This window comes from Streptomyces sp. NPDC051105 (genome assembly GCF_040682795.1).
In the GTDB taxonomy this organism is placed as follows: Bacteria; Actinomycetota; Actinomycetes; order Streptomycetales; family Streptomycetaceae; genus Streptomyces.
The window spans coordinates 110028-123263 of sequence record NZ_JBFBBR010000003.1 but is presented as its reverse complement, the minus strand read 5'-3'; the positions used below and the strand labels follow the sequence as shown (position 1 = coordinate 123263).

General features: G+C 70.8%; 11 protein-coding genes. 7 read left to right on the top strand and 4 right to left on the bottom strand.

The window, feature by feature from the left end; translation table 11 throughout:
- Window positions 1-94: 94 nt before the first annotated feature.
- Window positions 95-595 carry a transcription elongation factor GreA gene (greA, locus tag AB0N16_RS07995; RefSeq protein ID WP_365794280.1) on the bottom strand — a complete coding sequence of 167 codons (501 nt, stop codon included), beginning with the start codon at window positions 593-595 and terminating at the stop codon, window positions 95-97.
- A gap of 168 nt (window positions 596-763) precedes the next feature.
- Complete coding sequence (locus AB0N16_RS07990; protein ID WP_365794278.1) at window positions 764-1162, bottom strand: DUF4307 domain-containing protein; 399 nt, start codon at window positions 1160-1162, stop codon at window positions 764-766.
- A 138-nt stretch (window positions 1163-1300) separates the two neighbouring features.
- Between AB0N16_RS07990 and mca the strand changes: the two genes are divergently transcribed.
- Window positions 1301-2182, top strand: coding sequence for a mycothiol conjugate amidase Mca (mca, locus tag AB0N16_RS07985; RefSeq protein ID WP_365794276.1), 882 nt, complete (start codon window positions 1301-1303; stop codon window positions 2180-2182).
- Window positions 2175-2414 carry a hypothetical protein gene (locus tag AB0N16_RS07980; protein ID WP_365794274.1) on the top strand — a complete coding sequence of 80 codons (240 nt, stop codon included), beginning with the start codon at window positions 2175-2177 and terminating at the stop codon, window positions 2412-2414. The genes mca and AB0N16_RS07980 overlap by 8 nt, the downstream gene beginning before the upstream one ends.
- A 6-nt stretch (window positions 2415-2420) precedes the next feature.
- On the opposite strand, the gene AB0N16_RS07975 is transcribed toward AB0N16_RS07980, so the two are convergent.
- Window positions 2421-5621 carry a tetratricopeptide repeat protein gene (locus AB0N16_RS07975; RefSeq protein ID WP_365794272.1) on the bottom strand — a complete coding sequence of 1067 codons (3201 nt, stop codon included), beginning with the start codon at window positions 5619-5621 and terminating at the stop codon, window positions 2421-2423.
- Between the two features lie 93 nt (window positions 5622-5714).
- Window positions 5715-6113, bottom strand: a complete 399-nt coding sequence (locus AB0N16_RS07970) for a hypothetical protein (RefSeq protein WP_365794270.1) — start codon at window positions 6111-6113, stop codon at window positions 5715-5717.
- A gap of 197 nt (window positions 6114-6310) precedes the next feature.
- Between AB0N16_RS07970 and AB0N16_RS07965 the strand changes: the two genes are divergently transcribed.
- The 5 genes from AB0N16_RS07965 to AB0N16_RS07945 all read left to right on the top strand — a co-directional run bounded on the left by AB0N16_RS07965 (window position 6311) and on the right by AB0N16_RS07945 (window position 13235).
- Complete coding sequence (locus AB0N16_RS07965; RefSeq protein WP_365794268.1) at window positions 6311-6937, top strand: helix-turn-helix domain-containing protein; 627 nt, start codon at window positions 6311-6313, stop codon at window positions 6935-6937.
- The gene (locus AB0N16_RS07960) at window positions 6918-8945 is read left to right on the top strand and encodes a thioredoxin domain-containing protein (protein ID WP_365794266.1); all 2028 of its coding nucleotides are present in this window, start codon (window positions 6918-6920) and stop codon (window positions 8943-8945) included. The genes AB0N16_RS07965 and AB0N16_RS07960 overlap by 20 nt, the downstream gene beginning before the upstream one ends.
- A gap of 215 nt (window positions 8946-9160) precedes the next feature.
- Window positions 9161-10429, top strand: a complete 1269-nt coding sequence (locus AB0N16_RS07955; RefSeq protein WP_365794264.1) for a glycosyltransferase — start codon at window positions 9161-9163, stop codon at window positions 10427-10429.
- Window positions 10426-12066 (top strand): phospholipid carrier-dependent glycosyltransferase, encoded by a 1641-nt coding sequence (locus tag AB0N16_RS07950; protein WP_365794262.1) that lies wholly within the window; start codon window positions 10426-10428, stop codon window positions 12064-12066. Before AB0N16_RS07955 ends, AB0N16_RS07950 begins: the two co-directional genes overlap by 4 nt.
- Complete coding sequence (locus AB0N16_RS07945; protein WP_365794260.1) at window positions 12063-13235, top strand: glycosyltransferase family 2 protein; 1173 nt, start codon at window positions 12063-12065, stop codon at window positions 13233-13235. Before AB0N16_RS07950 ends, AB0N16_RS07945 begins: the two co-directional genes overlap by 4 nt.
- Window position 13236 lies beyond the last annotated feature (1 nt).

Below are 13236 nucleotides of genomic sequence, written 5' to 3'. Positions count from 1 at the left end.
CCAGGACCGCGTGATGCGGACCGCGACCGCGTGATGCGGATCATGACAAAGCCCCCGGCGTCCCACGGGCGCCGGGGGCGGGTGTCTGTTCGCGTCAGCCGGAGTAGGGCTCGGCCTTGAGGATCTTCACCGAGGCCTTCTTGCCGTTCGGCAGCTCGTACTCCGCGTCCTCGCCCACCTTGTGTCCGATGACACCGGTGCCCAGCGGGGACTGCGGCGAGTAGGTCTCGACGTCGGCGCTGGCGTATTCGCGCGACGCCAGCAGGAACGTCATGGTGTCGTCCTCGTCACCGTCGAAGGCGATGGTCACCACCATGCCGGGCGCGACGGCGCCGTCCGTGGAGGCCGGAGCCTCGCCGACCTTGGCGTTCTCCAGAAGCTGGGTCAGCTGGCGCACACGGAGCTCCTGCTTGCCCTGCTCCTCCTTGGCCGCGTGGTACCCGCCGTTCTCGCGCAGGTCGCCCTCCTCGCGCGCGGCCGCGATCTTGGCGGCGATCTCCGTGCGCGCAGGACCAGACAGGTACTCCAGCTCGGCCTTGAGCTGGTTGTACGCCTCCTGGGTCAGCCAGGTGACGTTCTCGCTGGTCTGGGTCACAGGTGCTCCTCGTCGGTACTGGGAATACAAAGCATCGCCCTACCCAGAAGCATGTTCCTCCATGGAAGGGCGAAACCACGAGCCTAACAATTCAACGGCGGAAGGGGGAGGACATATGGCATCAGAATCACGTCAACGCAGGTGACGGCGGCGTATTCGTGGCTGACGTCAGTCGGCGTGGCAGCCGAGCAGCTCCGCCGTGGTGCCCCGGGCCGTCGTACGGAGCGTGACCACCCGGTCGATCTCGGTGGCCGAACCGGTGAAGCGGAAGTCCGCCCGGCCCACCTCGGAGCCGTCCGCCGCCTGGGAACGCAGGGTGCAGTAGCCGGAGGCGCCGGAGTCCTTGTGGACCTCCAGATGCACCTGGACCGCGCTGTCCGAGGCGTCGAAGGCGACGACCTGGGCGCTGATCTCGCTCTTCACGACATAGTGGTAGGCGAAATAGCCGACCAGGGCGAGCAGCAGGGCACCGAGGACGGCACCGGTGATCTTGAGCCTGCGGTCGGCGACCTCGTCCGAGGAGCGGCCGTAGCGGCCCTCGGGCAACCGCGTACTCGCGGTACTCATGATCGTCCTCCCGGCAAGAACCACTCCCGGACCCGGCCAGACCCGGACCCCGGAATTATTCGCCCCCTGATTCGGTCACTATAGAAGCGCCGATCGCACCCGAAGACACCGGGGCGCTGACTTACTGAGGATTGAGTCTTGACTGACCAGCTGCGACTGATGGCCGTCCACGCCCACCCCGACGACGAGTCGAGCAAGGGCGCGGCCACCATGGCGAAGTACGTGTCCGAGGGGGTGGACGTGCTGGTGGTGACCTGCACCGGCGGGGAGCGCGGCTCCATCCTCAACCCCAAGCTGCAGGGTGACAAGTACATCGAGGAGCACATCCACGAGGTACGCAAGAAGGAGATGGACGAGGCCCGCGAGATCCTCGGCGTCAAGCAGGAGTGGCTCGGCTTCGTCGACTCCGGCCTGCCCGAGGGGGACCCGCTGCCGCCGCTGCCCGAGGGCTGCTTCGCCCTGGAGGACGTCGACAAGGCGGCCGGCGAGCTCGTCCGCAAGATCCGCGCGTTCCGCCCGCAGGTGATCACCACCTACGACGAGAACGGCGGCTACCCGCACCCCGACCACATCATGACCCACAAGATCTCGATGGTGGCCTTCGAGGGCGCGGCCGACCCGGAGAAGTACCCGGAGGGCGAGTTCGGTCCCGTCTTCCAGGCGCAGAAGCTCTACTACAACCAGGGCTTCAACCGTCCCCGCACCGAGGCGCTGCACAAGGCGCTGCTGGAGCGCGGCATGGAGTCGCCCTACGGGGACTGGCTGAAGCGGTGGAACGAGTTCGAGCGCACCGAGCGCACCCTGACCACGCACATCCCGTGCGCGGACTTCTTCGAGATCCGCGACAAGGCGCTGATCGCCCACGCCACGCAGATCGACCCGGACGGCGGCTGGTTCAAGGTGCCGATGGACCTCCAGAAGGAGGTCTGGCCGACCGAGGAGTACGAGCTCGCGAAGTCGCTCGTCGATACCTCCCTCCCCGAGGACGACCTCTTTGCGGGCATCCGCGACAATGCCTGACATGAGCGCAAGCGCAAGTCTGGCACTGACGCATCTCGTCCCCCTCGCCAAGGAGGTCGACGAGAACAAGGTGACCCCCGGCGTCCTCGGTTTCATCGTCTTCGCGGTGATGGCCGTGGCGGTCTGGGGCCTGATGAAGTCCATGAACAAGCACATGCAGAAGGTCGACTTCAAGGAGTCCCCGACCGCCAAGGCGGACCCGGGGACTCCCGCAGCCGACTCCAAGGGCTGACCGGCGTCACGCCCCGGCCGGTACCGGCACCCCCATCACCTCACGGGCGTGCCGGCTGGGCACCATGCCCAGCCGCCAGGCCTGCCAGCCGGACTCCAGGGTCACCCCGCGGTCCAGCAGCAGGCCGTACGCCGTGAGGTACTCGGTCAGCTTCTCGTCGCGCAGCGGATGGGCCGCCCGGGAGAGCTGGGCCAGGTCCTCCTGGGCGACCGCCGTACCCACCTCGACACCGCCCGGCGCGGCGTAGGGGAGCAGGGTGCAGCGCAGGAAGCGCGCCCAGTCCTCGCCGCGGCGGTCGCCGTACGACGAGAACAGGGTGACCGCCTCGTCGCACAGGGCCAGGGCCTGCTGGGTGCGGTTGTTGCCGGCGTCCACGACGGCCAGCTCCAGACAGGTCCAGGCCTCGCCATGGACGACACCGATGCGCTGGAAGTCGGCGCGGGCGTCGACCAGGAGCTGACGGGCGAAACCCGAGTTGCGCAGCGAGCCGGTCTGGGCCGCCCGCTGGTCGCGGGTCACCCGGGCCGAGTGGTGGCGGGCACAGGCCAGGCCGTAGACGTCCCGTATCCGGGAGAACATCGTCCGCGAGCGCTCCAGCTCACGGACCGCCACGTCCAGGGTGCCGGTCTCCTCCAGGGCCTGACCCAGGTAGTAGACCGTCCAGGCCTCGCCGCGCGCGTCCTCGTTCTCCCGGTGCCGGGCGGCCGCCTGTCGCAGTGCGTCGACCGCCGGGGACGCGTCACCGTCCACCAGCCGGGCCCGTGCCAGCTGGGTCAGCGCCCAGGCCTCGCCACGGGCGTCGCGGGTACGGCCGTAACGCTCCAGCGCCGCCCCCAGCTCCCGCTCCGCACGCGGTACGTCACCCATCCGCAGCGCCAGCTGGCCGAGCTGGAAGTGCGCCCAGGCCTCGCCGTGCACCGAACCGCCCTCCCGGTGCAGCACCAGCGAGCGGGTCAGCAGGTCCATCGCCTCCGGCAGCCGGGCGCGGTCGCGCTGCACCGCCGCCAGCGCGTGCATCGTCCAGGCCCGGTCGGTCGCCAGCTGGGGGGCCGCCTGGAGATCCAGCGCCTCCTGGAGCTTGGCCGCCGCCTCGGTGAGGTTGCCCTGGTGGTGCAGGGTGATCCCGAGGGAGCACAGGGCGCGGGCCGCACCGGCGTCGTGATGCGCCTCCATGTAGAGGTCCACGACGGAGGTGAGGGTGGTGCGGGCCTTGTCCAGTTCGCCCAGCTGGCGGGCCGCGATACCGGTACGCCACTGCACCGAGCGCACCAGCAGGCCCTGGTCCACCGCCTGTGCCAACTCGCTGATCTCACCGAGCCGGTAGAGGTCGCCGCGCAGCAGGCAGTAGTCGCACAGGGCGCCCAGCAGATTCTGCACGGCCGCCTGGTCGACGCCCTCCGCATGCCGCAGCGCCGCCGTGATGAAACTCGACTCGTCGTCCAGCCAGCGCAGCGCCTCGTCCAGAGAGGTGAAACCGTGCGGGCTGAACCGGTCCGAGCGGGTCGACACGTTGCCGTCCACCAGCCGTAGCACCGAGTCGGCCAGCTCCCCGTAGTTGACGATCAGCCGCTGCTGCGCCGCCGTGCGGTCGGCCGGTTCCTCCTCGTCGGCGAGACGGGCCTGGGCGAAGGCGCGGACCAGGTCGTGCAGCCGGTAGCGGCTGCCCCGGACATGGTCGAGCAGCCCGGCCTGCGCGAGCGCGACCAGATGCCGGGTCGCCTCCGCCTCGTCCGTGGCCAGCAGGGCGGCCGCGGCCGCCGCGCCGAGCGAGGCGCGGCCCGCCAGCGCAAGCCTTCGCAACAGACGGCGCCCGGTCTCCGACTGGTCGGTGTAGCGCAGCCACAGCACCCGCTCCACCGGCTCGACCGGCCCGTACGCGCCCAGGTCCGTGGCCAGCTGGAGCGGCGAACGCGAACCCAGCGACGAGCCCGCCACCCGCAGCGCCAGTGGCAGGCCGCCGCACAACTCCCGGATCCGCTCCGCGGACTGCGCGTCGTACGGCCCCGACATGTCCTGCGCCGCCGCGTCCAGCAGCTCCTCCGCGCCCGCGGCGTCCAGCGCCGTCACCGGAAGCTGGTGCACCCAGGCCGGCAGGTCCGCGGGCAGGTTCAGCTGCTCCCGGGCGGTGACCAGGACCAGGCTGTCGGAACGCTCCGGGATCAGCGTGCGCACCTGCTCGGCATCCGAGGCGTCGTCCAGCACGATCGTCACCGGAAGACCCGTCAGGTGCTGGTGGTACAGCTCGCTGAGCCGTTTGACCTGCTGGTCCGCCGAGGCACGCTCACGGAACAGCAGCTGTTCGCGGGGCGCACCCAGCCGGTTGAGCAGATGCAGCAGCGCGTCCCGGGTGGGCAACGGCGGCTCGCCCCGGCTGTCGCCCCGCAGATCCACCACGACCGCACCCCGGAAGAGGTCCTTCAGCTCGTGGGTGGCCCGGATCGCGAGCGTCGTACGCCCGGAGCCGGGCTCCCCGTGCAGGACCACGACCGTCGGACGGGTCTCCGTGGTCGCCCGCGCCGCCTGCGCCCACTGCCGGATCCGCGCCAGTTCCTGATGACGGCCGGCGAACGGGCCGGCCGGGTCGGGCAGCTGACCGAACGACTGCTGAAGCACCGAACGCCTGCGGGCCGCCGCGCTCTTGTCCGCGCCACGCAGCCCCGGGCCCTGCTTCTTGGGTCCCGTGGAGGCGCTGAGCACCCGCTGCTGATCGAGGAACGGCCGGATGCCGCGCACCTCCAACGCGGTCAGCCACTGCAGGCGCAGCTGCTCGGGGCCGCCTGGCTGCCCGGCCGCGCCGGCCTGGTGATGAGCGGCGGGGAGATGGGTACCGGCGACCTTGACGACCGTGGCGGCCGCGCCGATCACTCCGGCGGCCACGCCCGCGCCGAGCGCCGTACCGGCACCGGTGCCCAGGGAGAGGTCGGCGACGGTGGCGGCGACCGCGGCGACGGCCGCGACCAGCAGGGGCGTTCCGGCGCCCTCTCTCGCGTACCGCTGGCCGAAGCTCTGCCGGCCGGCCTCGGACTCGTCGAGGGCGTGGGTGTAGGCGTCGTACTCCTCGGCGGCGCTCTGTGCCATCGTCTCCAGGCCGGCGCGGGCCCGGGACAGCAGCAGCTGTCCGTCGACGCGGCCGCCGGAGCGGCGCACCTCCTCCTCCACGGCCTGGACCAGCAGCCGGTCGGCTTCCGCCCGATGGGCGTCCCGCATGTCCCGTCCCCCTCCAGCGGTAACTCCTTTGTTTATGAGTGTCCTTGGGAGAGGGCGAAGTTGCGAGAGGGCCGGATCATCGAAGAACGGGGGCTAGCGCGGCACGGGCTCGCTCTGCCGTCCCTTCGACAGGGCCAGGAAGACGCACGCCGCCGCCAGCCCCGCCTCCGCCACGGCGCTGCCGAGCGCTTCCAGCAGTTCTGTGCCGACCGCCGACGTCGTTATGTCGAACCACGCGTCCAGGATCGCGACCGATGCCGTCGCCGAAGCCGTCAGGCGGGCCCGGGCGTCGCCCCGCAACCCCAGCACCGCCGTCGCCGCGCAGCCCGCCGCCATCAGGACGTCCAGCCCGATCCAGGCCAGCGACCAGTTGTGCACCTCGGTCTTGGTGGGCAGCGTCAGCGCCAGCACCACCGTCCAGGGCATGAGCAGCACGGAGGACGACCCGAGAAGGATCAGCGCCCACCGCTTCAACTGCCTCGTCCGCTTCATCCTCCGTGCCTCCTCGCCGCCAACCGCTCCAACACCTCGGCCCCCTCGCCTTGTTCCGGCTCCGCGGAACCTGTGGATCTCACGGGTACCCGCCATGCCCCCACGCTAGACCGCAGAGAAAATTCTGCAAAGAAAATTCGGCAGACATCGGGGAAGGGTCAGGGCTCTCTCAGGGTTCTCCGGGTTACGGTGATCGCATGACCGACGGCACGCCCAGGACGGCCGCGGCGCCCGACCCCGCCGCGCACGCCGAGCTGACCAGCCTCGAACGCACCGCCCTCTACAAGTCCCTGGGCAATCCCCTGCGCCGCCGGATCCTCGACTACCTCGGCCGGCACGGCGAGGCCAACTCCACCGGGCTCGCCCGCGAACTCGGCGAGAGCTCCGGCACCACCAGCTACCACCTGCGCAAACTCGCCGAGCAGAAGCTCATCGAGGAGATCCCGGAGAAGTCCGGCGGCCGGGAACGCTGGTGGCGGAGCCTGCCCTTCAGTCACACCACACCCGACCCGGCCACGATGACGCACGAGGAGTACGCGGCGGCCGAGCACCTGGCGCTCCTCAAGATCGAGGTCGACACCAGGCTGTTCCGCCGCGCTCACGAGGAGTACCGGGGCCCGCAGGGCTGGGCCCAGGTGCAGCGCGCCGGCACCTGGATGACTAAGGACGACCTGCACGCCTTCGTCCGGGCCTACCGGGAACTCCTCGACCGCTACGGCCACCCGGACGACGCGGTCCCCGAGGGGGCGCGCCGGGTCAACCTGCGCTTCTACGCCGCTCCGGACACCGTGGGAGAGTGGGAGGGTGAACCGACTGGCCCATGAGACGTCCCCGTACCTGCTCCAGCACGCCGACAACCCCGTCGACTGGTGGCCCTGGTCGGCCGAGGCCTTCGACCGGGCCCGCGAGACCGGCAGACCCGTCCTGCTGAGCGTCGGGTACAGCTCGTGCCACTGGTGCCATGTGATGGCTCACGAGTCCTTCGAGGACCGGGTCACCGCCGAGTACCTCAACGAGCACTTCGTCTCCATCAAGGTCGACCGTGAGGAGCGGCCCGACGTCGATGCCGTCTACATGGAGGCCGTGCAGGCCGCCACCGGGCAGGGCGGCTGGCCCATGACCGTGTTTCTCACGCCCGACGCCGAGCCCTTCTACTTCGGTACGTACTTCCCGCCCGCCCCGCGCCACGGCATGCCCTCCTTCCGGCAGGTGCTGGAGGGTGTCAGGGCCGCCTGGACCGACCGGCGGGACGAGGTCGCCGAGGTCGCCGGGAAGATCGTCCGTGATCTCGCCGAGCGGGAGATCAGCCACCAGGGCGCCCAGCCGCCCGGTGAGCAGGAACTCGCCCAGGCCCTGCTGGGGCTCACCCGCGAATACGACGCGCAGCGCGGCGGGTTCGGCGGTGCCCCGAAGTTCCCGCCGTCCATGGTCATCGAGTTCCTGCTGCGCCACCACGCCCGGACCGGTTCCGAGGGCGCCCTGCAGATGGCCGCCGACACCTGTGAGCGGATGGCCCGGGGCGGCCTCTACGACCAGCTCGGCGGCGGCTTCGCCCGCTACTCCGTCGACCGCGACTGGATCGTGCCGCACTTCGAGAAGATGCTGTACGACAACGCCCTGCTCTGCCGGGTGTACGCCCACCTGTGGCGGGCCACGGGGTCCGAGCTGGCCCGCCGGGTCGCTCTGGAGACCGCCGACTTCATGGTCCGCGAACTGCGCACCGACGAGGGCGGGTTCGCCTCCGCGCTCGACGCCGACAGCGACGACGGCACCGGCAAGCACGTCGAGGGCGCGTACTACGTGTGGACGCCCGCACAGCTCGGCGAAGCCCTCGGCGCGGACGCGGATCTCGCCGCCCAGTACTTCGGGGTCACCGCGGCCGGCACCTTCGAGCACGGCCAGTCCGTCCTGCAACTCCCGCAGCAGGAGGGCGTGTTCGACGCCGAGAAGGTCGAGTCCGTCAAGCGACGGCTGCTCGCGAAGCGTGCGGAACGCCCCGCGCCCGGCCGGGACGACAAGGTCGTCGCCGCCTGGAACGGGCTCGCCGTCGCCGCGCTCGCCGAGACCGGCGCCTACTTCGACCGGCCCGACCTGGTCGAGGCCGCCGTCGGCGCCGCCGATCTCCTCGTGCGGCTGCATCTCGACGACCACGCAGGCCTCGCCCGCACCAGCCGGGACGGCAGGGCCGGCGCCAACGCGGGTGTCCTGGAGGACTACGGCGACGTCGCCGAGGGCTTCCTGGCGCTCGCGTCCGTGACCGGCGAGGGCGTCTGGCTGGAGTTCGCCGGGCTGCTGCTCGACCATGTCCGGGTCCGCTTCGCCGACCCGGAGACCGGCGCCCTCTACGACACCGCCTCCGACGCGGAGCAGTTGATCCGCCGGCCGCAGGACCCGACCGACAACGCCACGCCCTCGGGCTGGACCGCGGCCGCCGGTGCCCTGCTCGGTTATGCGGCCCACACCGGGTCGGAGCCTCATCGCACCGCCGCGGAACGGGCGTTGGGCGTCGTCAGGACGCTCGGGCCGCGGGTGCCGCGCTTCATCGGGTGGGGGCTCGCCGTCGCCGAGGCGCTCCTCGACGGTCCGCGTGAGATCGCGATCGTGGGACCCGACCAGCGGGACAGCCGCACCACCGCTCTGCACCGCACCGCACTTCTGGGCGTCGCCCCCGGTGCGGTCGTGGCCGTGGGTACTCCGGAGAGTGACGAATTCCCGCTCCTCGCGGGCCGGCCGCTCGTCGGCGGCGAGGCGGCCGCGTACGTCTGCCGTAACTTCACGTGCGACGCCCCGACCACCGACCCGGAGCGGCTGAAAGCGGTGCTCAGAGGCTGAGGAACAGGGACAAGCCCACCCATCGGGTAGAACAAGTCGCCGGAATTGTGCGTCTGTTCGGGTAGATGCCGCTTACTACGGCGCCGTTCCGAAACATGCTATTTATCGGAACGGCTGCCGCCCTTCACAGATCCCCCCTAGGCTCTGCACAGAGACGCGACGGTTGTGACTCACCGTTGCGTACAGGGGGCTTTGGGATCTGGGGGGATCTTCTCTTGCTGACGTCTGTCTTCATCGCGGTCGTCTCGCTCGCCTTGTTCTGGATGGCTGCCTTCACCCTGTGGTGGCAGATGCACGCGTGGCGTACGCCCGAGGTGCTCGCGTCCACCCGGTTCGGCAGACCCGACGGGGGCGAGCACGTGTCGTTCTCGCTGCTGCTGCCGGCGCGGCACGAACAGGCCGTGCTCGACCACACCATCCAGCGGCTGCTGGAGTCCACACACACCGACTTCGAGATCATCGTGATCGTCGGACACGACGATCCGGAGACCACGGCGGTCGCCCGTGCGGCGGCCGAGAAGGACCAGCGCGTCCGGGTCGTCGTCGACACCCACGAGAGGAAGAACAAGCCGAAGGCCATGAACACGGCGCTGCCGCACTGCCGCGGCGATGTCGTCGGGGTCTTCGACGCCGAGGACCAGGTCCATCCGGAACTGCTCGCCCACGTCGACCACGCCTTCCGCACCACGGAGGCGGACGTCGTCCAGGGCGGCGTCCAGCTCATCAACTTCCACTCCAGCTGGTACAGCCTGCGCAACTGCCTGGAGTACTTCTTCTGGTTCCGGTCCCGGCTGCATCTGCACGCGCAGAAGGGGTTCATCCCGCTCGGCGGCAACACCGTCTTCGTACGGACCGCCGTGCTCCGGGAGGCCGACGGCTGGGACCCCGACTGCCTGGCCGAAGACTGCGACCTGGGCGTGCGGCTGTCGTCCGTCGGCAAGAAGGTCGTCGTCGCCTACGACTCCGACATGGTGACCCGCGAGGAGACCCCGGGCTCGCTCATGTCGCTGCTCAAGCAGCGCACCCGCTGGAACCAGGGCTTCCTGCAGGTCTACCGGAAGCAGGACTGGAAGCAACTCCCGGGCTTCGGGCAGCGGTTGCTCGCCCGCTACACCCTGATGACGCCGTTCCTGCAGGCCTTCTCCGGTGTGATCATCCCGCTGAACGCGGCGGTCGCCCTCTTCCTCGACGTCCCCGTGGGCGTCGCCTTCCTCACCTTCCTGCCGCTCGTCACCGCCGCCGTCACCTTCGTCTTCGAGGTGGTCGGGCTGCACGACTTCGGCAAGCAGTACGGGCTGCGCGTCCGCTTCATCCACTACGTGAAGCTCGTCGTCGGCGGCCCCTTCTACCAGGTCCTCCTCGCCGGAGCAGCGATCCGCGCAGTGTGGCGCGAGCAACGCGGCCGGAACGACTGGGAGCTGACCACTCACGTCGGCGCGCATCTCACCGCGGCCGAGACGATCCGAGAGGACGTTCCTGCGTGACCTCCACTCTTCCCGCGGTGACCACTCCGAAGGTCCCCGCGCAGCGCAGAGCTGTGCCGAAAACAGGTTCGACCGGTCGGACAGCGCCGCCGCTCCGGCTCCGCTCGTCCCGTCGCGACCTGCTCCTGTGTGGTGTGCTGCTGCTCGCGATCCTCGCGGTCCAGGGCTGGAACATCGCCGACTACCCGACCCTCAGCGACGACGAGGGCACCTACCTCGCCCAGGCCTGGGCCGTCCAGGAGGGCCGGGGCCTGGCCCACTACACCTACTGGTACGACCATCCGCCGCTGGGCTGGATCCAGATAGCCCTGCTCACCTGGATACCCTCCGCCATCGACCCCGGCCTGATGGCCGTCGGCTCGATGCGCGTGGCGATGCTGCTGGTCAGCGGCGCCAGCGCGGTCCTCGTCTACGTCCTCGGCCGCCGCCTCTCGCTGCCCCGCTGGGCGGCCGGCCTCGGCATGGCCCTGTTCGGGCTCTCGCCGCTCTCCGTCGTCCTCCAGCGCGAGATCTTCCTCGACAACATCGCCGTGATGTGGCTGCTGCTGGCCTTCTGCCTCGCCGCCTCGCCCAGCCGTCACCTCTGGCACCACTTCGGCGCGGGCCTCGCGGCCGCCGCGGGCGTGCTCACCAAGGAGACGATGCTCGTCGTCCTGCCCGCCCTGCTCGTCACCATGTGGCGGCACGGCCACGCCGACACCCGCAAATTCGCCCTCACCGGCGCCGTCACCGCCTGCACCCTGGCCGGACTGGCGTACCCGCTGTTCGCTCTCCTCAAGGGCGAGTTACTGCCCGGCGCCGGCCATGTCTCGCTCTGGGACGGCATCAAGTACCAGATGTCCAGGCCGGGTTCGGGCTTCATCCTGGACACCGCGTCCGGCTCCCACGGCGTGCTGCACTCCTGGCTGTACTACGACCGGGTGCTGCCCGTCGGCGGTCTCGCCGCGGCCCTGCTGCTCCTGGTCGCCCACCGCTGGTCGGTGACCGCCCGCGCGCTCGCCGGACCGGCCCTGACCGTGGTGATCCTGGCCGCCGTCGCGCTGCGCCCCAACGGCTACCTGCCCGCCATGTACATCATCGGCGCGCTCCCGTTCCTCGCCCTGGTCCTCGCCGGGGCCGCCGCCTCCGTCACCCACGCGGTGCTCCGCAGGTGGCGCACGGAGGGCGAGAGGCGGGCCGTGACCTACGGCCGGTACGGGCTGGCCGCCGTACTCGCCCTCGCCGCCGGCGCCTACGCCGTACCGAAGTGGTACGACGGCGACCGCACCGCCGTCACCGCCGACGCCAACGCCTCCTACCGGAAGGCCTCGCACTGGCTCGGCACCCAGGTCGCCGACCCCGCCCGCGCCCGCGTCCTCGTCGACGACGCGCTCTGGCTCGACCTCGTCCACCAGGGCTACCGGCCCGGCCTCGGCGCCATCTGGTTCTACAAGGCCGACCTCGACCCGGCCGTCACCAGGACCCTGCCGCACGGCTGGCAGGACCTCGACTACGTCGTCGCCTCGCCGACGGTACGGCGGGACGCCCGCGACCTGCCCAACGTCAGGGCCGCGCTCCAGCACTCCACCCCCGTCGCCACCTTCGGCACCGGCGACGACCGCATCGAGATCCGGCAGATCGCAGGGGGTACCCGTTGAGCAGCCACGAGTACACCGTCCCGGCGCCGGGACTGAAGGCCACCGAGGTTCCCGAGCCGGGCGCCGTCACCATCGTCGTACCGACCTTCAACGAGTCCGCGAACATCCGGCAGTTGCTGCGCCAGATCACCGAGTCGGTGCCCGCGCGGCTGCCCTGTGAGGTCGTCTTCGTCGACGACTCCACCGACGACACCCCCGAGGTCATCCGGCAGGCCGCGCAGGACTGCCCGTTCCCGGTGGCGGTGCTGCACCGCGAGGAACCGGTGGGCGGGCTCGGCGGGGCCGTCGTGGAGGGGCTGAAGGCGGCCACCTCCGAGTGGATCGTCGTCATGGACGGCGACTGCCAGCATCCGCCGTCCCTGGTACCGGAGCTGGTGGCCACCGGGGAGCGGAGCAACGCCGGGCTCGTCGTCGCCTCCCGGTACATCAAGGGCGGCAGCCGGGCCGGGCTCGCCGGCAGCTACCGGATCGCCGTCTCGCGCGGGGCGACCTGGCTGACCAAGTCCCTGTTCCCCCGCCGGCTGCACGGCATCAGCGACCCGATGAGCGGCTTCTTCGCGATCCGGCGGAGCGTGGTCACGGCCGATGTGCTCAAGCCCCTCGGCTACAAGATCCTCCTCGAGATGGCCGTGCGGAGCCGCCCGCGCGAGGTCGCCGAGGTCCCGTTCGTCTTCCAGGACCGGTTCGCCGGCGAGTCCAAGTCGACCGCGCAGGAGGGCCTGCGCTTCCTGCGCCACCTGGCCGGCCTGCGCACCGCCTCGCCGGTCGCCCGGATGGTCGGCTTCGGGCTGATCGGGCTGAGCGGCTTCGTGCCCAACCTCGTCGGGCTGTGGGCGCTGACCGCGCTCGGCCTGCACTACGTCCCCGCCGAGATCCTCGCCAACCAGCTCGGCGTCGGCTGGAACTTCGTCCTCATCGAACACCTGCTGTTCCGCGACCGGCGGGCCCATCGTCGCTGGTGGGACCGGGCCGGCCGGTTCGCGCTGCTCGCCAACGCCGACCTGGTGCTGCGCATCCCGCTGATCGCCCTGTTCGTCGGCCGGTTCGGGATGGGGGCGCTGCCGGCCACCGCGCTCGCCCTGGTGACGACGTTCGTCCTGCGCTTCGCCGGAACCGAGGCGCTGGTCTATCTCCCGCGCCGCACGAAAGATGCAAGGAGAGCCGCGTGAC